Here is a 24,419-nt window from a genome sequence, read left to right on the forward strand (position 1 = left end):
TTCACTCAATATAGGGGGGAGAATGCAGCCAAGTTTTAGCACATTCGAGTTAAAAAGCTTTTGGGAAACCCAAAATGAAAAGCTAATGGCTCATCCCGATTTTTTAAAATCTGAAGGAGACATTTTTGATTCAATTCTTGTTTTCAGGAATACCAAAGGCACAAGGCGATTAGATTTTTCAATATTTCATAAAGACCTTACAAAGCTTGAGGAGTCAGCTAAATTAACCTTAAAAGGTCAGTTTTACTCACTAACATCTGAAGAGTATGCAAAGTTATTCTTTTTACATGGCTTATCTACTAATTCATCCCAAGGAGCTTTTGCAATATATCAAATGGTGATACACCTTTTTGCTTTCTTAAACTTCAATGGATGTAAGAGCTTATCAATCAGCAATATAGAAGATTTCCATACAAGCTTCTTGACCCAATCAGTAGGTGATAAAGGTTTTTTTAATCGCTTATCAGCGCCTTCCTATAAAGCGACTTATAATAATGCGAATATTATAAATATAAGAAATAAACTGCAGGTAACAGGAATAACAGGACTGTTAAGTCATGATCTAACTCTTAAAGCATTTAGAGACTCTCTAGATGATGCTTGTAAATCACTTCTAAACATTAGTTTTAACCAATACAAACTAGGAGGAAGTTATAACTTTTTGGGCTTGGAAATGGGACAATATTATATTGACTATATGAGGCAAGTTTACGAAAAAGACTATTTTTATACTTTAATTAGTTATGAAGTCATAGGCTCAATTGCAACTAAGTTCAAATTCAAAAATGCAGGGCATGGAACCAGAAGTTACTGGGGTCGCGTGATACTTGAGACAATTCAAGGCACATTTATACCTAATGTTCATGAGAAAGAAAGCCTTTGGCGCACTAAAGAGAAGGTGCATATAGCAACAGCAGAAGAGCTATTTAAGCAATATAACTTACATGCAGAAAGAGCCTTATCTTTAAGTGACAGTTGTATCAGTGCATTGGTAAAGTCACTAGGGCTTGAATTACGGTTTGATGCTGTAGAAATAATTCGCATTTTAATGCTTCAAAAGTTTTATCCTTTTCAATCTCTTAAACCTCCTGCTCAAGTATGGGAGGGATATCTTCAATCATTAGATAAGACATTTATAGATAGTAAGCGCTTATCAGATGTATCGGTTGAAGGTGTTTATCAGAAGATGGCTGAAATAGTCATCGCTCGTAAGCTCAATATAAATGCATTTAAAAAGTCATTAAGATCTTGGGCCACGGAGTTAATGGGTGGAGCTCTTGGGAAAAATATAACTGATCTAACTGTTGAAATGGACCGTGTAACTCATGCAATGACTACATTAGTTGTTTCATGGCTAGGTTACAGAGCAAGTGAATTTGGCTTCCCTTTAACAGCAATACATGTTGAACCTAATAACGATATATTGGATAACTCTCATGTTCCCTTTAGGTTTAAGTTAAAATGGGTTGTTCCTAAAACTCATGACAAATTAAAAGTCGAAAGAGAAATTACATCTCAGTGTTATCAGATAGCAGCTCAGCTTAACCATTTATTTAAACCATCTGCCAGTGAACCCTGCTTGTATAGGTTTACAGGCGGAAACCAAAGTTTGAATACTCGAAATGAATCTGAACATATTATTGAACATAGAGTTAAGGCCAATTGGGATAACTTTGTTCAAAGATACAAACCATTCAAAGAGGTTTCGCTCTTAGAAAAGTTATTAAGCAAACAATACCTGTCGGAAAAACAGGCAAAAAAATTAGAAGTGTTAATAAGTAAATACGATATTACAGGCTCAAAGGCGCAGAAACTATTAGAAACATATCGAGAAGTTATTAGAGATCTAACAAAGCTACAATGTAGTTCATTTGCCGGAAATAAACCCCAGAAAAGATTTAAAGAGTCGTTAATTGAGTTTAATAAAACTGGAAAAATATCAAACTTTGAACATAGTTTGGTAGTTGAAAGGTACCTTTCCGAAGAAACTAAAGAGTGGTTAAAAGCAGACCGTATTACTTTAGATCAAAAGGCAATGATGGATATTTCAAATGAATTAAAGCAAGATGTTAGATACCCAACAGCACATGCCTTTCGTCATATTTGGGCTGAAGCGGTTTTAACTCGTTATCAAGGAGATGTCGCTGCTGTTATTCGACATCAGTTTTGTCACTTAGATGAATCCTTTTTTATGGCTTACCTTCGTAACAAAGAACCCCAATTGTTGATGAAATCAGCTCGAATTAAAGTGCTTAATTCTATTGTAGATACATTATTAATTGATTCAGAAAAGATCGGTAAGAACTATTTAGGTGGCTTTTCAAGGTATGTAAGTAAAGCAAAAAGCTTAACAAAGGCAGTCTCACCTAGCGAGATTCTAGAGCTTAGGGAGCGAATAGCTGGGCGGATTATTTCTATTCAGTCATCACATTTCTCAACATGTATTCCCAGAGAGGGAGCAGAGAGTCGAGCAAAGTGTGCTGAATTTGGAGATATGGCACCTCATAATGCAAAACCTGAATTTTGCTTAAACTGTTCAAATGCGGTCATTACAAGCGAAAATTTAAGAGGGATTTGGTTAACTATACAGCCTTTTGTTAAAGAAGCTTTAGATGAAAATATTCCGGGGGTTGTGATAGAGCATCATATGCCCTTATTACGTTCAGGTTATAAAAGAATAAAACAACTTGAGAATTCAGCTAACCAAAACAACGTATTGAAAATTTTAAAGATGATAGAAAAGGCAATTTCTAATATTGAACAAAATGTTTATAAAATGGAGGTTTAGATGTCGAATGAATTAGATGAGCTGATGACTGATGACTTTCTTTCCGGCTTAGATAGCCCAAACAAAAATAATGAAGGATTGTTAGATAAGCCATCGTGGGTCAGAGGTGATAATGGACATACAACATTTAAAGCTTGGAGAGCGATTTTAGATCTCCAAGAGATAAAAGAAAAAAGTATCAAAAATTATGGAAAAGTAGCTGACAGAAAAACACCGAAGTCGTTATATCAAATAAAAAAATCGGACGTTGCTGAGATAGTTGCCATAAAGTCACAAAGCTTATTTCGTACTTCAGGTTTTAGTGATGATATTCGAGCTTTTTTTGATGATGTTAACTCGGAACTACTAGACCTATTTGAAATAGAACAAAACAAGCAAAGATTACGACGAAGAACGGGTGTCCGAAGTAAGTGTAAACCTGAGTTAGTTGACGATGTTCAGGTTTTAAGAGAAAAGATTGAAGAGCTTGAAAGTCAAACAGTTAAGGACACGTTAGACCTTATGCTACAGAGAATGCCATTAGATTTAAGAAGAAAAATGGGGATGTAGTATATTAAGCCGCCGAACGATGAAAAGTGTATTATATTCGTCTTTAGTTATAGTATTAGAGTGTATCTATGGAAAAGTAGAGCTGTATAAACAAAGCTTATCGAGATTTATTTTTAGTGAACTTATTGTATTTCTTTCTCAAGTAACCATTTTCTTCGTGGTTGCTGTCCTCACCTCTGACTTTCTAGGCAGTGAAGAAAAATTATTAGCTTTTTCAAAGCAGAAAATCAATGATGGTTCTTTTGGAGAGCTAGGGTTAACATTTTTAGCTATTATTTTCGTAACAGGTATTTTTACTACTATCGGTAAGGTTTTTGATAATAAACAAGTTGGAGAGTTTATTGATGAAATCTTATATGAAATGCCAAAAACAATTTATGTATTTGGCTCAGCTGCTACAGGGGTTATGTTAGCAGCATCTTTATATATTTAGATGAACCCTGATGCTAATTCGGAAACTGGAGCTATAGGTTTTGCTGTATTAACATTCCTTTTCGCCATAATGATTTTTCTTTACGGATGTGCATTTAGTTATGCATTAAAGCGAAAGACTCATATAAAAAGAAAAGATCAATATCAATAGCGTTACACACTAATTGGCAGCTGATAACGCTAAATATTTACAAAATTAGAAATAATACTTTAGTAATCCCGAATGGAATATGGCATTATCCAACTGTTTTTATATACAGTATTTGCGGCTATGAGAAAAATTATTCATGTTGATATGGATGCATTCTATGTATCAGTAGAAATTAGAGATAATCCATCTTTAGCTAATAAGCCTGTAGCTGTTGGTGGAAGCCGAACTTCTAGAGGTGTTTTATCTACATGTAATTATATTGCTCGGCAATTTGGAGTTAAAAGTGCGATGCCAACAAGTGTGGCTCTGCGTAAATGCCCAGATCTAGTTCTTTTGAGGGGGAGGATGGATGTTTACAAGCTTGTAAGCTCTCAAATCCGTGAAATATTTGAGCGGTACACTGATTTAATAGAGCCTCTGAGCTTAGATGAAGCATATTTAGATGTTACTAATTGCAACTTACTTGGTGGCTCCGCAACATTAATTGCTCAGGATATTTGCCGTTCAATATATGCAGAGCTTAACCTTACAGCATCCGCAGGTATTGCCCCAGTTAAATATCTAGCTAAAGTAGCTTCTGACCTAAATAAACCTAATGGCATTTTCGTCATTCCACCTAAAAATGTAGACTCTTTTATAGACAATATGGAATTAAAAAAAATTCCAGGAGTAGGAAGAGTCACAAATGAGAAATTGCTTTCAGATGGTTTTAAATATGGTAAAGATGTCAAGGTATCTAGCCTTGAATATTTATCTTCTAGATACGGTAAGTTGGGCAGACTGTTATGGGAAAGGTGTAGTGGTGTTGATGATAGACCTGTTGTTACAAGTAGAGAAAGAAAATCTGTAGGGGTTGAGAGGACTTTTCCTGAAGACATTTCTGAAATTCAGGAGCTTGAACGAATTCTCTTTGAGAAGCTATTACCAGAGCTTGAACAAAGAGCATCTAAGTACCTCAATAATAGAGGAATAAGTAAAATTGGGATTAAAGTAAAGTTTTCTGATTTTCACCAAACGACAAAGGAGTTCTCTACTGAAAAGTTAGACCGTTCAATCCTTTGTGAGTTGCTCTATGAAGCTTTCCTGCGTGGCGGAGGAAAGCATGTCCGCTTACTCGGTGTGCATATAGGGTTATCACCTGAGAAAGCTGAATCAGAACAGATTTCATTTGATTGGTAGTATTGTTCAATAACACGATTCAAAGTCGTTTACTTTATATTTCACTAGGAGTAAGCAGAATATCGCTAAATTCCCAAATTAAGATACGCACACTCATGCTTATGCTGCAAACGACTTAAGGTTTAAGTCTGGAAGAAGTTACACATTACGCAATGTAATAAAAGTTATTATATGACTTTATAAACCAGACTTTAAACTTCAATGAATCAAGATTATTTTCTTGATAACCATGATTGGATAACTTTATCAATTTGAGGAAAGCTATTAGGGGCTATCTCTTTAAGGTGATTCAACTCAGATTTACAAAAATCTTTATAATTTTCAGTTGAAACAGTTTGCTTCCCTTCTTTTTTAATTGCTTTTATACATTTTTTATAGCTCTCAAATGCATCATAAACAGGGTCAGATTTAGCGTGTACTAATTGCGTTGATGAAAGCGTCAAAACAACTAATATTCTAGCAAAAAAATTGAGTTGGGCCATAAAACCTCCATGCTTTCATTTACGTTTGGTTGACAATTGTTTGATAACTAATTAATTTATAACTTTGGTTTAATATTGTCAATGGAGTGACGTGCCATGTTCCGTGTTGTTTTTTTTGCGTTATTATTTCTTTCTTTCTCAGCCAGAGCTGCATATTTTGTTAACTTGCCAGCCTCACCAAACATTACTGGTAGTTATACATTAAGTTGGAATGCTGGGGCCGGGGATTCTGGTTTTTATTTATATGAAACAAAATCAGGCACCAGAACGTTGGTATATAGCGGCAGTGGTAGCAGTAAGTCTTTTTCAGCAAAAGCCAATGGTACATATAATTATGAACTTGAAGGTTTAACAACTGTATGGATCCGAGGTGAACCAATTATTCGTCGTCAGCTAATGGACTCTTACACTTTATCAGTCAATAAACTTTCGCCTCCTCCTAAAATGTCTACACCAAGTGCAGATAACGACGATAACGACTACTCTATTGCTATTTCTTGGTCAGCTAGTACAGGAACATCGATTTCAAAATATAATCTACAAGTACAGAAAAATAGCGGTTCTTGGTCTAATGCTTATGTGGGCACTTCGAGAAGTTTCCAGTATAAACCTACTTCCGATGGTATCTACACTTTCAGAGTTCGTGCCTATAATTCTGCTGGTTGGGGCGTTTTCAGTAATACTGATAGTACTAATTCTGCTAAAAAGCCCAGTGAACCAAGCTCAATCTCCGGTAATCCTGCGACCACAACTTCCGGATCATTTACGGTTAGTTGGGGGGCTGCTTCAAATGCAGATTCGTATCAACTTGAACAACAAACTAATAGTGGCTCGTGGGCAGTAAAGTATAGTGGTACAAGTCGAAGTAAAAGCTTTTCACTAGATGACGGAGTATATCGGTTCAGAGTTCGAGGTAAAAATACGACAGGTAGTTATACATCTTACGGTAACTTCAAATACTCTAGTGTTTCTAAAGTGGCTAAAACACCTGGAACGCCAGGCACAATATCTGGCGTTCCTACTAACAGTGCTACAGGGACATTTAGTCTGTCTTGGGGGGCAGCCTCAGGTAATGTTGACTACTACAATCTCCTCATTGAAAAAGATGGTGTAGTTAATCAGACAAAGATTAAAGTTACTTCCCGAAGTAAGGTATATCAGGTGACAGAAGATGGAACCTACCGTTTCAAAGTAGAGGCTTGTAACGAAGTATCAGGGTTTGTAACCTGTGGTGGGGTACGGAATTCAGGGGGGGCTACAGTACAAATTGTGCCAACGCCAGGCGCAATTTCTACGGTTGATGATCAAGCTGTAACATCGTTAAATGGAAGTAGTTTAGTTAGCGATTTAGTTGCTGAAATTAAGGGGCATAGCTCTGTTGATGGTGGGGCATTTAACTATTCTGTGCCTGTAACTTTACCCCCTGGTAGACGGGGAATGCAACCCTCTATTTCCCTTAATTACTCAAGCCAAAGCGGAGAGGGACTCGCAGGATATGGATGGAACTTGTCCGCTGGCGGTGCTGTTCACCGTTGTACTGAGATATATGATTTAGATGGAAGTGCCACATCTGTACTTTATGATATCAACGACAAGCTCTGTATAAACGGAAAAAGACTGCTTAAGGTAGATGGGACATACGGCCGAGCCGGCGCAACGTATCAGACAGAGCGTGACCCAAGTTTTACAGTAGAGCAACTTGGAGGTCACATCGGCTCAAATTCCGCGTACTTCAAAGTTCACTATCCAAACGGTAATACAGAAATTTATGGAAATAGCTCTAATTCTCGTAAGATAAGGTCAGGTCATAGCGTTGCGGAAAGCTGGATGCTTGCGCTGATAGAAGACGCGTTTAAAAATGAAGTGGAATACGAATACTTTGGTGTAACTGGGAACCTATACCTGAAAAATATTTTTTACACTGGACATAGCGGTACGCGAGGTACCCGTAGAGCAAACTTTGTTTACTCAACCATCGACGGCTCAGAAAAATTCTCATTCGGTGGTAAGTCTTTATCAAATCGCCTGTTAAAACGTATTGATATTTACATAGATGAAACCTTAGAGGCGAACTGGCGACTTGAGCATGCATCGCCTGCGAATGATGGCATCTATCAGATATATCTATTAAACAAGTTAAAATATTGTGACGGTTCAGGTAATAGTGATTGTATAGCAACAGATTTCGATTGGTACAATTCTAGCTTCACTTATTCTGAAGGTGCTAATCATCCGCTCGAAAGTATTACCGACCAATTTTTGGTGGGGCAAACCATTTATCGCGAAGGTGATTATGATAATGATGGTGTTCTCGACCTATCCGGTGCCGATGGTATCTATCTATCAGGAGGCGGTTTCATGTCATGGAGTAGCTTGCCTGGATATGGGTCTTCAGGGGTTGGCACCTCTTCTGGAGACTCGTCACTCTCAAACGACATAGGTGAATATCGTTATACTTCTGTGAATGGAGCTATGGACTTTAACGGTGATGGCACCACTGACATCATTTACAAAGACAGTAACGACAGAATAAAAATTGCCTCATATGATAACGGTAATATTTCATTACTCAAAGATACGGGCATTGATGCAGGCTGCTATCTGAGTTATTCAAATCTCAACACTTTAGCAATGTGTAATAATTTTGTTATTGACTTCGATGGGGATGGGAGAAAAGATCTATTAGTAGCTACAAAGGCGGAAACATCAGACCCAACTGAAGGCATTATAACCTACAAAGCATATATGAACTCAGGGAATAGCTTTACATTTGCTGGTCAAATAGCGCTTAATATTCGTTTCTCTGTTAATCCAATTGATGTTAATGGAGATGGTACGATAGACCTTGCAGGCGCAACATTTGGTAAGTCGCCTTGGTGGTACGAAACGAATTATAATAAGAATACTGGACAACTCACATTCACACATCGCTCGCATACACTGAATGTAAACTTTAATGAGTTTCTGCGAACAGCTCCTGGTAAATGGATTGACTTTAATGGTGACGGTTTACCAGACATATTAACGCTTCACCTTGCGAACTCCCAACACAATACCTACACTTTTTCGATTGCGATCAACAAGGGCAATGGCAGCTTCGCAAGCCCTGTCTCGACGGGGAAAAGAGAGTTTGCTTACGGCTCTTCCTTGCATGGGGGGGTGGCTAATGAAAATGAAGCAGAGGGGTTAGTTTATAATAACTTCATTAAAGTTTTCGATTTTAACGGTGATGGACGTCAGGACTTATTAGTACCAACCGGAACAACAAGTTATCGATATCAATGTTGGGACCACTCTACAAATCAGGATTGTAGAGCAATTGATGGTGCAGAGCGGCCACGCTTTCATATCTATGACGCATTTGCATGGGACGTATGGATTACACAGGAAGATGGCGTATCTTTTCAAGTACATGACCTAGGCTCAAATGTAATAGGCGCACTAGCAACTATGTCAGTTGTGGATCTCGATGGTGACGGACGCGATGACTTTGTCAGTGGGTTGGGTTTTGAGTCTTCAGCAGTAAAGAGACGTTGGTATTATGGTTCAAAATCAGGGGGCATAGGCTCAAACCCTCGTGGATACCTAACTTATTTGAGAGACTCAACTGAAAATTATACCATCCGTGAGGTAACCACAGGCATGGGGGTTAAAGCTAAAGTGAGCTATGACCAACTCGCGAACGTTTCTATTTCTAACAATAGCTTTTCATTGATCGAAAACTATCCCTATGTGCGCTTTACTAACACAATGCGTGTAGTTGATACTTTCGAAGAGGATAATGGCGTAGGCTCATTAAACACAACTCAATATCAGTATGGAGTACCCATTTTTCATATTGCAGGTCGAGGGTTTCAAGGTTTCGAATCTATTGAAACTGTGCAATCAACGCCATCAATGGAGGTGGCAGGTTCAAAAATCGATTTCAAAACGACAATAGAATTCGAGCATATTTTTCCTTGGTCAGGTATGGTTAAAACAACTCGAAAAGAGGATTTAACTAACAATTTTCTGCTAAGTACTGCAACCTATTCAAGAGCTGAAAGTGTAAATCCGTATATTACAGGCGAACCATACTGTTTTTATTCCCCTTCAACAGTTAATACGAGTTATGGGGCAAGCGGTGAATGGCTGTCAACGACAACAACTGATATCGAGAAGAACACGTTATGCCAGGTAACTCATAAAACAGTATTGAAAGAGGATGATTACACGTCAAAAACAGTAATTAATAATACTACTTACTTTTCAAACGGTTATATCAGTCTCCCAGATAGCGCAGAAGTTGAAAGTCGAACTAGCTACACTTTAAGTGGGCTCCCTTCAGGTGAGAGAGCGATTCGAAAAGTATTCCGGTATACGAATTATGATCCTACAACCTATGTAGTTACTGAAAGCGGAGTGAAAAATGGCGCTGGGGTAATCAAGCGTAAGAAAGTTTTTTCAGACTTTGATGTTTATGGACAACCCAAAACAATAACAGAAGGGGAACGATGGAAAAAGCTTGTTTACTCAAATGACGGATATTTTGTTGAAATAGTTAGAAATAGGCAGTGGGGTACCAGTTTTGACGCATCAACTTCCTACTTCGACAAATTAACTGGAGCAGCGGAAAGTCAAATTAATGCAAGCGGTGTTAGCACTGATAGCACCGTTAACTTTCTTGGTCAGGTATTAAGCACTGCCGTGTCTAAAAGTGGAACTCTTTTATCTCCTATTGTCTATACACAATATTTATGGGGAGGCGGAGATTATCCAGTTATTGTGAAAACAGTTCAAGATGGAGCGCCTGTCGTTACAGAGTATCTAGATAGCTTGGGTCGTTCGGTCAAAACAGAAACGACTGGTTTTGATGGATCTTTAATAATTTCTGAAACTGAATTTGACGAGAGAGGGAATGTACTTCGTTCTATCACGCCTACAGCGAGTTACTCAACAAGAACTTCGGTAGAGTTTGGTGCTTATGATGCTCTTGGAAGGCCTGAATTTAAAAGTGTTGATGATGGACTAGTAAATTATGTGTCTAATTATTTCTATACGGGACTTATTACGACTATTGATGTAGCTGGAACATCACTTGCTGAAGGCGAATCAGTTTCTCATATAGGGAGTCGCTCCGATAGTGTCGGGACAATGTCTAGAATCTATAACTCATTTGGTGAGCTTCTTAAGACTATTGATGTTAAAGATGGAGTAACGTTATTTGCATATGATAGTGCTGGAAACCCTGACTTTATAAAAGACGCAAAAGGAAGTGTAATCACCGCTGTATACGATGATCTTGGTCAAAAGGTAAGTTTTTCAGACCCTAATATGGGAAACTGGTCATTCACTTACAATCAGTTTGGGGAGTTAGAAACGCAAACAGATGCAAGAGGAGTGATTGTTCAGCCTGAGTATGATTTTTTAGGCCGTGTCAGGACAGTCAACGGCCGCACTTGGTCTTATGATAGTGCAGGAAAAGGCTTGCTCGATTCTACCAACTCTGGTTCGGGAGAAATTAAGAATTTTGAATATGACTCATTGTTGCGAGTTAATAGGGTTACGACCACAATTGATGGCATCAACTTTATTCAGGAGTATGCCTATCACTCTACTTTAGGTGTATTGAAAGCTGAGAAATACCCTAGTAACGAAGTGATAGGGTATGAATATAATGAGTACGGTTACCTAGAACGCGAGTTCCGACACCTATTACATGCAGATGAGACACTCAGAAAAATTGATGAGATAGATGCATTCGGGAATGTCGTTAAGCAAGTATTGAGTGGGAATATATACCAAAACTTCTATCGGCATGATAATGGCTCAGTCAACGGTATTTGTAGTGGGACAAGTTACAGCTGTGCTACCAAGTATCAATCCATTGATTATGGATATGATGGTATGGGAAATCTAACGCACCAGCAAAATCTGATTACAAACCTAAAAGAAGAGTATACCTACGATAATTTGATGCGTGTTCAGGCTGCACAGTATTCTCGTAATGGTACAGCTGAAGCTAATATCGATTACAACTATGATGCAGTAGGGAACCTAACGCAAAAAAGTGATTATGCTGGCACGTATTACTATAACAGCAACCGAAGTCAGGGGGGAAATGCAGGGCCTAATGCAGTGAGACGTGTAACCAAAAGTTCTGGAAGTGTCTATTTCTCATACGACAACAACGGAAACATGTTGACTGGAGATGGCTTATCTGAAGCTATTTATAATGTAGATAATAAACCAACAAGGTTGATTAAAAACGCTGTAACAACAACATTCAGTTATGGCGCTGACGGTATGCGCTTTAAACAAATAAAACAAAGTGGTAGCCTTACAACTACTACTTATTATATTGGTAAAGGGTTTGAGCGTGAGATCCAGCCAGGTAACAAGGTATTAGACAAGACTTATGTTGGGGGTCATACCACATTATACTTAGCAGTAAGTGGTAACCCAAGCTATCCGGCATCAGTGTTGCATTCATTAGAAGATAGATTGGGAAGTCCTACTGTACTTTTGACAGGGAGAGATAGTACACCTAACATTATTCGTTATAGAGCACATGGTATTTTTGGGCGGCCAATAGATGCCGGTACTGGCAATAAGCTTACAAATCTTGATGATTGGGATGATTTAGCCAGAGGGTATACAGGCCATGAGCAGTTAATAGAGCAGCAGTTAATTCATATGAACGGTCGGGTGTACGATTATAACCTCGGTAGGTTTATGAGTGTTGATCCTTTCATACAAAGCCCGTTGAACAGCCAAAGTTTAAACCCATATACATACATTATGAATAACCCTATGGCTGGAGTAGATCCAACAGGGTATGTTGCTCAGGGAACCAATGCATCTAACTGGAGGACGAGTGGGTGTGATTTAGACCCTATGGGGTGCACTAGCACACCAACGGAAAAAGCCTTCTCTGCTTATGTAGGAAGTGGTGAATCCAATATGCACCAAAGCTTTTCTGATAACTTAGACAAGTTTAATAATCGGATGAATTCAACACTAAATGCAATTGACCAAGCATGGACTGCTTATGCGGAAGCCGCAGGTACGGTAACGATAACTGATTTGTCTAGTGGTACCAGTGGAGGACTGAGTAGCGACCAACTTAACCAAATATACTCAGATACGGCCTCAACCATTGGTAATGGAGCCGCAGCAGCGGTCGGTAATTTGATTCCAGATATGGTCAATGGCATTGCTGACTGGACTGAGCGTTTTCTTCATCAAGATTCAGGTTCGCTAGGCAGGATGGACCAATGGGTAGATGTAGATAATGAAATTGCCCAAGGTGTTGCTAATGACTTTAGGAAAGTTGCTGCCGTAGGAACTGCTATGGTTCCTCTAATACGCACTAGCACATCAACTTCCTTAATGGGACAGCTTAGTCAGCAAGGAATCAAACACAACCCGGCTAATATTGTGCAAATAGGCAAAAATGCTGACGGGAAGATAATATTCCTTGAGACTGGAAACGCAAATGCAGGATTGCAGCACATAATTCAACGGCACGGGGCTGATTTTGCCAATAGAGGAATAAGCCAAGCCCAAATCCCTCAAGCTGTAATGGCAGCCGTCACTCGGGGGAAGGTTGTGGGTTATCAAGGGAAAGGAACTGGTAGGCCAATATATGAAGTTGGCTTTGGGGGGCAAACTCATCGAATTGCTGTAACAACAGGAAGCAATGGTTTTATTGTTGGCGCTAACCCAGTAAGGTAGGTAATTATGAGAAAAATTAAATTAATGGCGGATTATGAGTGTTACCCAATGTGGGAAGAGTTTAATGATGGGGTGGATAATATAGCTCCTTCGTCACTTCCTATATCTGAATATTTAGCCGAGAGAATTGATGCTTGGGGTGATGAGTATGACAAAACGCTAAATCATGATGACCCAGCTTCTTCAGGCTTTTCCTCCCAAGAAACCATGGCCACGTTCGAAACTGAGGGGAAAAAGCTTCATAATGAGCTTAAGCAGGAACTGGGCGCACAGTTTACGGTTGCTTATTTTAGCACTCTATCGAACAGCCTAATTTCTTAGAAGGAATCACAAACCATTCAAAAATGATCAAATTACCAGCTTTGCTGGTAATTTGATCATTTTCACCCGTTTCAATACATCCATCATCACAACTCCATTACTAGCAATTCCCACCCAATTTCACCATGTAAAGAAAACCGTCGTTATTGAACCATTGCCATCATCACGGCTAATCATGGTCAAAACAGCCGATAATCTGTAAAGAAACTTGTAAAGAAATCAATGTTCAGTATAGGCTTGAGTTACTGTACACAAGGAGATTACATGCATATTGGTTATGCCAGAATATCAACACTAGGACAAAACCTCGATATACAACTCGATGCCCTGACTCAAGCTGGGTGTCAAACCATCTACACTGAGACCATGTCAGGTGCCAAACGGCACCGACCCGAACTCGAAGCAACACTCAAATCATTAAGGCCTAACGATACGCTCGTTATGTGGCGACTGGACCGTCTGGGACGTTCTCTGATGAACTTGGTCGACATCATCAACGACTTGGAAGAACGTGACATCGCCTTCAGGTCTCTGACTGAATCCATTGATACCCAAAGCTCCACTGGCAAACTGGTGTTTAAGATAAAATGGGGTCGCGTCTTGCCTTTTTCCTGCTTATTGACGAACAAAAAGCTATCAAGTGCGCGGCTAATCCCAGTAGAACTGCGCACTTTCTGCCAGTAGACTGTGCAAAATGTGTCAGTGCCAACATTTAGTGGCGCTGGCTCAAATAGCTAGCTCTGCTGTTTTTAAGTGACACAGCTTACTTAATTTGTATGAACACGGTACTTGTTTCAGTTGCCCTTAATGAAGTGTATTTACGTGGCGGGTGTTTGTTATTAATTAAATGAATTGAGACAGAATTTGTTGTTTGAGTGCTTTTAAGCTCGTTGGTGGAGTCGGTTGAAATAAAAGGTTTATAAGCTCAACGGTTTCTGAATGGCAAATGAAGTTATAAAAACGATTCATCCCATCAAAAGAATTAGCTACCAGCCCAATTTCAATCGCTCGATCACATAGTTTTTTATACAAACCAAGCGTTGGCTGTAGGGTCAAACAGTTGCCAGATATTAATCTCATGGGGAGGCTAAAGTCCGTGTAGCCGTTATTTTTATTAGGTATTAAAATGCGATAGCGCATCATAGGCATGCGCGAGTACAGCGGACTAAATACCTCATTTACATACACATAGAAATCATCAGTAATCGATGAAAATGGTGTGACGATAGCCATTTTTAATAAATGCTGAATGGCACACAATTGGTTGATGTCAATTTGATTATAGCCTACCGTCTTTTTCTCTAGGCAAAAGGCTAACCAGCATGTTAACGCATGAATATCATGACTATGTGTTAACTTTTGCTTTGCTTTTTGAGTCAGTTTTGTTTTTCTAATGAGCTGGCCGTGACTATTTTCTTTGAACAAAAGACTGGCGTAATTGTAGGGTAACTGCGATAAAACTTGATTTATAAACGTGTCTGTTGGTTGCTTGTTATCTAAAAGCTGCCAAAGCGGATGACAGAGTATCGCGAAAGAGCAGAAATCACCATTTATGCGTTTATCAATTTGATTAATGACGTCATATCGGATCACAGGCTCACCAGCTTCTTTTTTATTAAAAAACCGAGATGACTTATTTAACCAGTCATTATCTTTATTTCCCCATTCCTTCTCATTGAGTAACTTTCTTTTCATCTCATAAGCACTTTTTGCGTTGAGGTGTGCTTTTAAACAGGCACACCAATATCGCGTTGCTAACGATTTTGTTCGTCTCGATAGCGTTAAATAATGCTCAAAGGTGTACATCTAAAAATTTGGCAATTTGAATGCCAAACTCCAACCAAAAACACTAACGTATTGAAAATATGCATGTTCACTGTGTATAGCATCGTTTTACTCGTGCCTTTAATTAAAAAAGAAAGCCTTATGTAAGTTTAGCAAAACTGCATATTCTTAATAAATCATATTAAGTCTTAATAGGTGACTACCATGCTGCCAATGAACAGCAAGGAGGAAAGATTGAACGCACTGGCTTTAGAGTTAGAACGCGAGCTTATGAAAAATTATGGCTCTCCATTACTTACAGGGGAGAAGCTATCTGAAGCGATGGGCTATCGCAGTATCCATTCGTTACGCAAACACATGTCACAACAATCCTTCCCTGTGGAGCTGTTTACGATTAAAGGCAGGAAGGGACGATTTGCGCTTGTGAAAGACATTGCTGTTTGGTTGGCTAGGCAGCGCATTGAAAACCAATATACACCGAAGGATAAGCCTATGGATTAAATTGCACACAGTTACTTAAGTACGATTACTCAGGCACAATTTAGTAAGGCTCATAAAGTGAAAAAGCCAGCATTGCAGTGCTGACTTTCTCTGAAAATGTCGTTTGGTTAGCGTTAGCCCTTCGACTCTTTTATTTAAGCTTTCCTTTGCCTATCTGTCAAGTTTCATCCAGTGATGAGATGCAGGTCGGCGTGTGCCTTGATTTCTTTAAAATTGAAATTAAGGAGGTGCGTATGAGCGCACAAATATTACGGCAACTTCTTCGTTTGCTATTCACCACGCATTATTCAAATCGCCGTATTGCAAAACTGGTGGGTGTCGCCCCCAATACAGTGCGACGTTATCGTAAGAAGCTGGGAAGAATAACGCTCACTCTTGAGCGAGTAAATGAATACAGTGACAGCCAACTTGTTCGGCTATTTTCAGAGCCAAAACAAGCAGACAGTAGCAAGCGGTTACCTGATTGGCATCATGTTCATCAACTGATGCAAACTAAACATCAAACCTTGATCCAACTTTGGGAAGAATATCGTAGTCTCAACCCCGATGATGCTTACAGTTACTCACAATTTACACATTACTATCGTGACTTTGTTGACTCAATTGATGTGACAATGCGCCAGTATTATTTACCTGGTGAAGTAACCTTTGTGGACTTTTCTGGTAAGCGCATTCCTTGGTATGACTCCGTTGCATGCAAACAGCATTATGCCGAAATATTTGTTGGTGTTACAGGCTATGCGCAATACGTGTTTGCCATTGCTGTGCGCTCACAAAAACTTGAAGACTGGTTGTCTGCACATCAAGCCATGTTTGATTATTACGGTGGTGTGACCCAGCTTGTGGTGCCTGATAACTTAAAATCAGCGGTGACAAAGCCTGGCAAAACACCTGTTATTAATGCCAGTTACCAAGAAATGGCCGAGCATTACGATTTTGTTATTGAACCTGCTCGTGTACGCAGGCCACAAGATAAATCATTGGCTGAAATTGGTGTGTTGCTGGTCACTCGTTGGATAATCGTGGTATTGAGTCGGCGTCAGTTTTTTAGCATCGATGAAATTAACCGTGCTTTACGCGCTTTGCTTGAGCAATTAAATCAACGGCCTTTTAAGCGCTTTGAAGGTGATCGTTTACAACGATTCCAAGATCAAGAGCACCAAACTTTAAAACCACTGCCTCAACAACCCTTTGAAATTGGACGTTGGATACACCAGCAAAAAGTGAATCGAGACTATCACATTTATGTGCATGGACACGCGTATTCTGTGCCTTATGAACTAACTAGCCAAGCGGTGGATATTAAGGTTACAAACAACAAGGTGGAAGTGTACTTTCAGCATAAGTTAGTGGCTATGCATGTACGCAGTTTTGTGCAAGGTGGCGCGACAACTGAGCCGCAACACCGCCCTAAAAGTCACCGTGTGTATGCAGAGCAATCAAAGGCTCATTTTATTCAATGGGCAGAGCGCATCGGACAAAGTGCGCTTGCGCTGGTGATGGCGCAATTTGATAACTTGCCAGACTATTCGATGCAAGGGTGTAAAGCATGTACCAACCTGCAAACACTGGCAAAGCAATACGGGGCAATACGATTTGAGAATGCTTGCCATTGTGCTTGTGACATAAAGTCGCGAACAGTGAGTAGTGTGCGCTCTATTTTGCAATGCCACCTCGATGAAGTACCAGAAGATATACCCACGCAGCAATCTTTGCCGCTTCACCATAATGTTCGTGGTGCTGAGTATTACGTTAATGGAGGGCAGTAAAATGAGTAATGAACACAGTGTGTTTGAAAATCTACAAACATTACGTTTAATGGGGATGACGGGCGCTTTACAAAAGGTGCTCGAAAGCCCTGATATGTTAGCTCTGCCCCTGCTTGATGTATTGGCCTTTTTAACCTGTGAAGAAATACAGTTTAAGTCCCAAAAAAAGCGTGAGCGTATGTTTAAAGCAGCCAAGTTAAAGCAAGGACAAGCTTGCATTGAGAATATGGACTACTTAGCAAAGCGTGGCATTGATAAAAGTCATTTTGTGAGTTTGGTGCAGTGTGACTGGGTGCAACGTAATCAATTTCTTATTATTACGGGGCCAACCGGTGTTGGTAAAAGTTGGATTGCCTGTGCGCTGGCGAATCAAGCCATTAAATTCAATATCCCTGTGCTGTATAAACGGTTTGCCTTGTTACTGGAAGAGCTAGACATTGCGCGTAGAGATGGTTCATTACCTAAGCTGCGCGCACAATTAGCCAAGTTTAAGTTATTGATTTTAGATGATTGGGCAATGGTGCCACTGAATGAACGCAATCGCCAAGACATTCTTGAATTGGTAGAAGAACGCATAGAATCCGGCTCTCTTTTGATCACCACTCAATTACCAGTGAGTAAGTGGCATGAGTACATCGGTGAAATCACGATGGCAGATGCCATTATGGATCGGATTGTTCACCGTGCTCATCGCCTTGAGTTGCTGGGTGGCTCAATGCGTAAACGCTATAAAAACATCGAAGGAGACGCATCATGAATGAGATTGAAACAATTGATGAGTTTGAGCAGATGTTACAGCGCATCAATATTGATGAGGTATATATCAAACAGTTGTTTGATATATACCACTCACGACTTTTAAATGATGCTACTGCATGTAATAAGCTTGCACGTAGAGGTATAAGTCATGAGGCAATTATTCAGTATCACCTTGGTTACTGCGACCGTAGTTTAAATCGTTATATTAAAACCAGTAGTACAGCAGAAGGTGCCAGTTTTCGTCACGTATTAAAATGTGCAGGGCTTATTACTGCCAACGGCCATGAGGTCTTCCGTGGTTGCATTGTTGAGCCTATTTACAATGAAGGGACGTTGCTGGCTGTGTGTGGTATTAAACTGATTTGCCCAAGTCGGCCAGCCCCTCGCATTATTCAGTGGTTTAATGGTGCGATGTACCCGAAGCCATTGGCGTTTCACCTGATGAAATGGGGAGCACGTTATGTCACTCATTAAACCAACGACGCAGGCACTAATACCATGTATTGATTATTACTGTGCGCTATGCCGTGCAAAAGGTCAAAGCGAAAACACAGTAATTAGTAAGCAAGCTGCATTATCGTTGTTTAATACATGGGCAGTAAAGCACGGTGTTACAACAGTGGATAGAGTCAACACAGAGCTTCTTGATAATTACCAGCAATACTTAAATCACTATCGTAAGCCATTAAACGGCGAGCCGTTATGCCGTGCCACCATTCGTTATCGGCTAACGGCTGTGAAAGTCATGGTACGCATATTGTTTATAAAAGGTGTGCTTGCAACAAATGCCACAGAGCATTTTGAATTACCTAAAAACGGCAGACGTTTACCTAAGCCAATTTTAAGTGAATCCGATGTGGATAAAGTGCTACAACAAACCGAACACTACGGTGCAATGGGTGTGCGTGATAGAGCCATTATGGAAACGTATTACGCTGCTGGCATTCGGCGCTTTGAACTCCAGTCTTTGCACATCGATGATATAGACTTTGAGCAATACAAACTGAGGGTGAATCAAGGTAAAGGCTTTAAAGACCGCTATGTACCTATCGCGAAAAGCGCCTGTTTTTGGATTTATCGCTACCTCAAGGAAGTAAGAGGAACACTGGTGAATGAGCACTCAGGCAAAACGTTGTTTATTGCGAATAATGGCAAACCATTTCGGGTTGCACAGTTGTCAGAGTTGGTTGCCAAATACATTAAACGTGCTGGCGTACGTAAGCAAGGTGCATGTAATCAATACCGCCATGCAGCGGCAACACACATGGTTGATAATGGCGCGGATATTCGCCATGTGCAGGCCTTTTTAGGCCACGCCGATTTATCAACTACACAAGTGTATGTGCATGTGAGCTTGGTCAAATTGCAAGAAGTGTATAGCAACACTCACCCTGCGGCACAGCGATGAGTTATGACCCAAGGACGGGTTTTTCGAATATTTCGAAAGTTGACATGTTTGCGAATATTTCGGATAATTACATTGTGCTAAATTTTAATCAGTCTCACTGATAAGGCTTGCACGTAATAAAGCTTAATTATTTACAATGACAAACAGACAAATGAGACCAAAGTAATGTTGAACGTACAATCATTGCCAAGTGCCGAAGAAATCGCATTGGCTAAATTAAGCAGCCAAGAACTTTCAGCCGTGCTGGAAGCGAATGGTGATGTGCAAAATTTTAGTGTGGTAGGTAAAGACGGTGAAACTCACTCTGTTCAATTACCTGCTAGTGCAGTTAAATTAATGATTGAAGTGTTGACTCAACTTGGCCAAGGGAACAGTGTGAATATCACACCGATACATGCTGAGTTAACCACGCAAGAAGCAGCGGATATGCTAAATATGTCACGACCCACGTTTATCAAACTACTTGATTCTGGTGACTTGCCTTATGCAAGAACTGGCAATCGTAGAAAGGTCGCGTTTGTTGATGTGATGCAATACAAACGTCAGCTTGATGAACAGCGCCTTGCGACCCTTGATGAATTATCAGCACTCGATCAGGAGTTGAATTTAGGATATTAAATGGCAACTTACACCGTAATTCTGGATGCATGTGTGATGTATCCAGCGCCACTTCGAAGTTACCTAATGTATTTGGCGCAAACAGGTTTGTATCGAGCGAAATGGACAGAGCAAATTCACGACGAATGGACGCGCAACTTGTTAAAAAAGCAACCAGACATCTCTGAAGAGAAATTACAACGCACACGGGAGTTAATGAATCGCCATGTGCCTGACTGTGTTGTTGAAGGTTATGAGCCGTTTATAGCTGGAATCGAGTTACCCGATCAAGATGATCGCCATGTTGTTGCCGCTGCAATTAAAGGGCAAGCCGAAGGGATTGTGACATTCAACTTAAAAGACTTTCCAGATGACAAACTAGCACCACTTGGGCTGTCAGCTATACATCCAGATGTGTTTTTGTCTGATATGTTTGAATTGGATCCAAGTCGAGCATTGCTGGCTGCACAAAGGCAAAGGCGCTCATTGAAAAATCCACCAATGTCAGTAGATGAGTATTTAAATTCACTACAAAAGCAAAAGTTGCCCACACTTGTTTCAAAGTTACGCCAATATGAAATGATGCTGTAATGATTGACATCGTTATCACGAATGGTAATCATGCGGGTATGGTGTAGCAGACATACCGTTTAGTATGACACCACATAACCTAATTTTAGGTCGAGGCTCAGTCCGGTAATGATGTTCTGGCTCCAAGTTATACTTGGCGAAGGCTCCCTTGTTGGAGCCTTTGTTATTTCTAGCCCCATAAAAGTGATTTAACACTTTCCCTTATTGCTGTACTCTCAAAGTTATAAAAGCTCTTTAAAACAATGCGTCAAGTTAGGCCGATTAATTCATATGAACGGTCGGGTGTACGATTATAACCTCGGTAGGTTTATGAGTGTTGATCCGTTCATACAAAGCCCGTTGAACAGTCAAAGTTTAAACCCATATACATACATTATGAATAACCCTATGGCTGGAGTAGATCCAACAGGGTATGTTGCTCAAGGAACTAATGCATCTAACTGGAGGACGAGTGGGTGTGATTTAGACCCAATGGGGTGCACTAGCACACCAACTGAAAAAGCCTTTTCTGCTTATGTAGGAAGTGGTGAATCCAATATGCACCAAAGCTTTTCTGATAACTTAGAGAAGTTTAATAATCGGATGGAGCAGCAGTTAGAAGATAATTGGACAGATCATGCCTATGCAGGATTAACCAGTGCTACTATTACTGATTTACCTAGTGGTAGCAATGTAGATAAAGTGGACCAAGTAGCATCAGGAACAGGTGGTAAGGGCACTCCTGCATCGGTACCCGATGAAATAAAAATTGAAGCGTCAGGTTTTAAGACTCAAGAGGAAGCAGCTATTGCAGCAGGAGCACAATATGGGGAGGAAGGGGTTAAAAATAAGCAGGAGCTTCAACTGGCAATAGTGCGAGTAGGGAAGGATGAATATGGTTATCTAACTCCAGGCTGGGGACCTTCAGGTGCAGCAATAATAAACCCCGGCGACCTTTTTGATGCATATAAAAAAGCAGGTTTTGACATTGCATCATGGATGCATGGTCACTGGGATGGACAATTAAACTTCTCAGCAAATGATTTCGGACTGGTTTGGAAGAAAACCTACCCTACATTTATGGTAAACAGAAAGCTTGAAGTAAGAAAGTTGACTAACAAGCACCTGAAGAAAGCTTTCAAATCACTACCAGCAAATTATAAGAAATTAGAGCTGAAAGGGTTAATAAATTATTATGGGCACGACGGGCTTCCAGGAGAAAAATTATGATTAGAGGATTGTTTTTATTAGTTGTTTGTTTACTGACTCTATCGTTTGTAAGCCTCGCAAATAATGCAAAAAATTCATCTAAAAAAATAGATGCAGATTTGAAAAAGCATTTTGCAGTCACAGGGCGGTGCACTTCTTTTTGGGAGGAAGAAATAAACAAATGGAAGAGCGTGAACGGAGAAAGCTTTCATTCAGTTAAGTCCGTTAGGAAAGCAATTGTTGATGATGACACATCTTTATTCTCTCTCTTTGTGCGTGAAGTATGGAATTATCAAGATATGGCGGGAAATACAGAAGCCAAGGAAAGCTTTGGAAGGTGGCCTGTTACAAGCGATGAATATAGAGCAGCAACACCATTAGTTTTCATTACCAAATTCGATTCAATTCCCGAAGATTGCATGGCAACCGTTTGGCTAGAGCCATCAATACTGAACCTATTTAGTGATTCTGAGAAAAAGGCGACAGAAGCTGAAGGTATTGATTTGGTTAAGCCTTATACCAAAAAGTGGGCTATCTATTGGGTTTTTGTTAACACTAAGGGTTAGCTACCAAAATTTGACATACTCATGGTTACTTAAGCGAAGGGGCTTTATTTAGCCCCTCAGGCCATCATCACAGTTCCGCACCCACTCCAGCATTACTAGCAATCTTCATCACCGTATATATCTTTCTAGTTTTCAACTATAATCTCGAAAGTTACGGAGAGCCAGATGAGTAATATAAGCAACTTAGAAGATTAAAGAGTACCCACCCCAAACACCGAAAACTCGAAGTTACCAATACCTGCAAATATAAAGATATTCGTTAACGGAAATTAATAGGGTCACCCATTAGAAAGTTCCGGTCAAGCAGGCAGCTGTGTTTTCTTGATCTTTTGTTCAAAAAATAAAGTGTTGTTACTTTTTGAACTCATTTTAAATATGGCATACATCTAATCATAACGTCGATTGGTATGAATATGCACCAGTCACCAATATGAATTTGGGTGGTTTAATAAGCATCATAGATGATTAATTAACCTGAACTTCGGATGAGAAATTGTTAATTTAACGGAACTAAATGCTCGTTCCACAGAGAATGGAGTCGCGTCTTGCCTTTTTCCTGCTTATTGACGAACAAAAAGCTTTTAGTGTGCAGCCAATCCCAGTAGAACTGCGCACTTACTAGCAGCAGACTGTGCAAAATGTGTCAGTGCCAACAGCAAGAATTGGCTATTCAAGCTTCGCACATCTGATGGTGATGAATGCTTCATCATGAGTGAACCCGCATACAAAGAGTTAAGCCTTAAAAGTCTCCAGTCAGCAGGTCGATGCTTGATAGCGCCAATGTGGGGAGTTCGTTTATTGTGAGCACAATCGACACATCAGGCGTAAAGGTTATCCTTATCGCCAAGTAAGCAACATAATTGTGAATGATGGGGCAAGGTACTCCATCATCACAGTTCCACACCTACTTCAGCATTACATTGGTGTGGCGTAATAAATCATAGCATGCATCATTGTCTCCAATCCCTCTCAGGGTTGATGATGCAGTCATCGTATCTATTAAGTAGAATTGATTGTTTGTCGCAGCGATAATGTTCAGGGCGTGATTTTCGCTGAAAATCACTCCCACAGCCGGAGGGTTAATTATTTGTTGCGCAGCATGCATTCACTTTCTGTATAGAGCGTTAGATGCTCCCTTAAACTGTAAAGTATAGTCATCACAATCATCGATTTTTTGCCCTAAGCCCCCAAAGTGTTGTAGTAAAGGGTTAGTCTGCAGAACTGCATTAACATCAGAGGTGTTAACTAGTGAATATAAATCATTAACGATAAATAGTTTTGCGTAAAAGTCATATTTTTTTGTAGGAGTTGTAGTTCTATAGCCTTAAAAAATCAAACAATCCTTTGGTAATTTCTTCACTTGCTAAAATATACCTCCAATGTATATGTATGCTGTTGATTTTACATTTTGTGGATTTATGAACTGCAAAATCAGGATAGGTTATAAATCCCATTTAATCAAATAAGGACCCAGCAATACCTATCTATTGTTATAGAAGGCAATGGTTAATTAAAAATTGTGATGTTTTAATTTTCTTGAGAAGTTAAATTAGCAGAAGACTGTAGGTTATTTAACAGTGGTAGTTTTTTGTTCTTTCGTCAAGTAAGTACCTTTCCAAAGAAATAGTTTTTTTAGA

17 protein-coding genes and 1 pseudogene are annotated in these 24,419 nt (G+C 39.7%); 16 read left to right on the plus strand and 2 right to left on the minus strand.

Translation table 11 applies throughout. The annotated features are described in order from the left end of the window. The first annotated feature begins 22 nt into the window (after positions 1-22). The 4 genes from C2M25_RS01530 to dinB all read left to right on the plus strand — a co-directional run bounded on the left by C2M25_RS01530 (position 23) and on the right by dinB (position 5,099). Positions 23-2,788 carry a hypothetical protein gene (locus tag C2M25_RS01530; RefSeq protein ID WP_105180199.1) on the plus strand — a complete coding sequence of 922 codons (2,766 nt, stop codon included), beginning with the start codon at positions 23-25 and terminating at the stop codon, positions 2,786-2,788. Beyond that, a complete protein-coding gene (locus C2M25_RS01535) occupies positions 2,789-3,337 on the plus strand; it encodes a hypothetical protein (protein ID WP_105180200.1) in 549 nt (182 codons plus the stop codon). Between the two features lie 19 nt (positions 3,338-3,356). After that, a complete protein-coding gene (locus C2M25_RS01540; RefSeq protein ID WP_105180201.1) occupies positions 3,357-3,770 on the plus strand; it encodes a hypothetical protein in 414 nt (137 codons plus the stop codon). Positions 3,771-4,040: 270 nt separating this feature from the next. Next, a complete protein-coding gene (dinB, locus tag C2M25_RS01545; protein WP_105180243.1) occupies positions 4,041-5,099 on the plus strand; it encodes a DNA polymerase IV in 1,059 nt (352 codons plus the stop codon). Between the two features lie 212 nt (positions 5,100-5,311). On the opposite strand, the gene C2M25_RS01550 is transcribed toward dinB, so the two are convergent. Then, positions 5,312-5,581 carry a hypothetical protein gene (locus C2M25_RS01550; protein WP_105180202.1) on the minus strand — a complete coding sequence of 90 codons (270 nt, stop codon included), beginning with the start codon at positions 5,579-5,581 and terminating at the stop codon, positions 5,312-5,314. A gap of 96 nt (positions 5,582-5,677) precedes the next feature. Here C2M25_RS01550 and C2M25_RS01555 point away from each other — a divergent pair, with 96 nt between their 5' ends. From C2M25_RS01555 to C2M25_RS01565, 3 genes are all read left to right on the plus strand, one after another. Next, on the plus strand, positions 5,678-13,297 hold the full coding sequence (locus C2M25_RS01555) for an FG-GAP-like repeat-containing protein (RefSeq protein ID WP_105180203.1): 7,620 nt from the start codon (positions 5,678-5,680) through the stop codon (positions 13,295-13,297). 6 nt (positions 13,298-13,303) lie between these two features. Further along, the gene (locus C2M25_RS01560) at positions 13,304-13,618 is read left to right on the plus strand and encodes a hypothetical protein (RefSeq protein ID WP_105180204.1); all 315 of its coding nucleotides are present in this window, start codon (positions 13,304-13,306) and stop codon (positions 13,616-13,618) included. Positions 13,619-13,882: 264 nt separating this feature from the next. After that, entirely contained in the window at positions 13,883-14,302 is a 420-nt protein-coding gene (locus C2M25_RS01565) for a recombinase family protein (RefSeq protein ID WP_105180205.1), read from the plus strand. Positions 14,303-14,461: 159 nt separating this feature from the next. On the opposite strand, the gene C2M25_RS01570 is transcribed toward C2M25_RS01565, so the two are convergent. Then, complete coding sequence (locus C2M25_RS01570) at positions 14,462-15,313, minus strand: hypothetical protein (protein ID WP_158679652.1); 852 nt, start codon at positions 15,311-15,313, stop codon at positions 14,462-14,464. A gap of 294 nt (positions 15,314-15,607) precedes the next feature. Here C2M25_RS01570 and C2M25_RS01575 point away from each other — a divergent pair, with 294 nt between their 5' ends. The 9 genes and pseudogenes from C2M25_RS01575 to C2M25_RS01615 all read left to right on the plus strand — a co-directional run bounded on the left by C2M25_RS01575 (position 15,608) and on the right by C2M25_RS01615 (position 22,782). Next, on the plus strand, positions 15,608-15,904 hold the full coding sequence (locus C2M25_RS01575; protein ID WP_105173585.1) for a hypothetical protein: 297 nt from the start codon (positions 15,608-15,610) through the stop codon (positions 15,902-15,904). Positions 15,905-16,137: 233 nt separating this feature from the next. Further along, on the plus strand, positions 16,138-17,673 hold the full coding sequence (gene istA, locus C2M25_RS01580) for an IS21 family transposase (RefSeq protein WP_105180207.1): 1,536 nt from the start codon (positions 16,138-16,140) through the stop codon (positions 17,671-17,673). Position 17,674: 1 nt separating this feature from the next. After that, the gene (gene istB, locus C2M25_RS01585) at positions 17,675-18,430 is read left to right on the plus strand and encodes an IS21-like element helper ATPase IstB (protein ID WP_105180208.1); all 756 of its coding nucleotides are present in this window, start codon (positions 17,675-17,677) and stop codon (positions 18,428-18,430) included. Next, the gene (locus C2M25_RS01590) at positions 18,427-18,906 is read left to right on the plus strand and encodes a hypothetical protein (protein WP_105180209.1); all 480 of its coding nucleotides are present in this window, start codon (positions 18,427-18,429) and stop codon (positions 18,904-18,906) included. Before istB ends, C2M25_RS01590 begins: the two co-directional genes overlap by 4 nt. Next, positions 18,893-19,840: a tyrosine-type recombinase/integrase gene (locus tag C2M25_RS01595; protein WP_105180210.1), complete on the plus strand. Its 948-nt coding sequence runs from the start codon at positions 18,893-18,895 to the stop codon at positions 19,838-19,840. Before C2M25_RS01590 ends, C2M25_RS01595 begins: the two co-directional genes overlap by 14 nt. 165 nt (positions 19,841-20,005) lie before the next feature. Next, positions 20,006-20,458 carry a helix-turn-helix domain-containing protein gene (locus C2M25_RS01600; protein WP_105173580.1) on the plus strand — a complete coding sequence of 151 codons (453 nt, stop codon included), beginning with the start codon at positions 20,006-20,008 and terminating at the stop codon, positions 20,456-20,458. After that, positions 20,459-21,028 (plus strand): PIN domain-containing protein, encoded by a 570-nt coding sequence (locus C2M25_RS01605; protein WP_105180211.1) that lies wholly within the window; start codon positions 20,459-20,461, stop codon positions 21,026-21,028. Between the two features lie 258 nt (positions 21,029-21,286). Continuing rightward, a pseudogene (locus tag C2M25_RS22275) lies at positions 21,287-21,442 on the plus strand (RHS repeat-associated core domain-containing protein); the annotation flags it as partial. Positions 21,443-22,233: 791 nt separating this feature from the next. Beyond that, positions 22,234-22,782, plus strand: coding sequence for a hypothetical protein (locus C2M25_RS01615; protein ID WP_105180213.1), 549 nt, complete (start codon positions 22,234-22,236; stop codon positions 22,780-22,782). The last annotated feature ends 1,637 nt before the right edge of the window (positions 22,783-24,419 follow it).

The sequence above is a fragment of the Pseudoalteromonas sp. T1lg21 genome (genome assembly GCF_002964625.1).
Taxonomy (GTDB): domain Bacteria; phylum Pseudomonadota; class Gammaproteobacteria; order Enterobacterales; family Alteromonadaceae; genus Pseudoalteromonas; species Pseudoalteromonas gelatinilytica.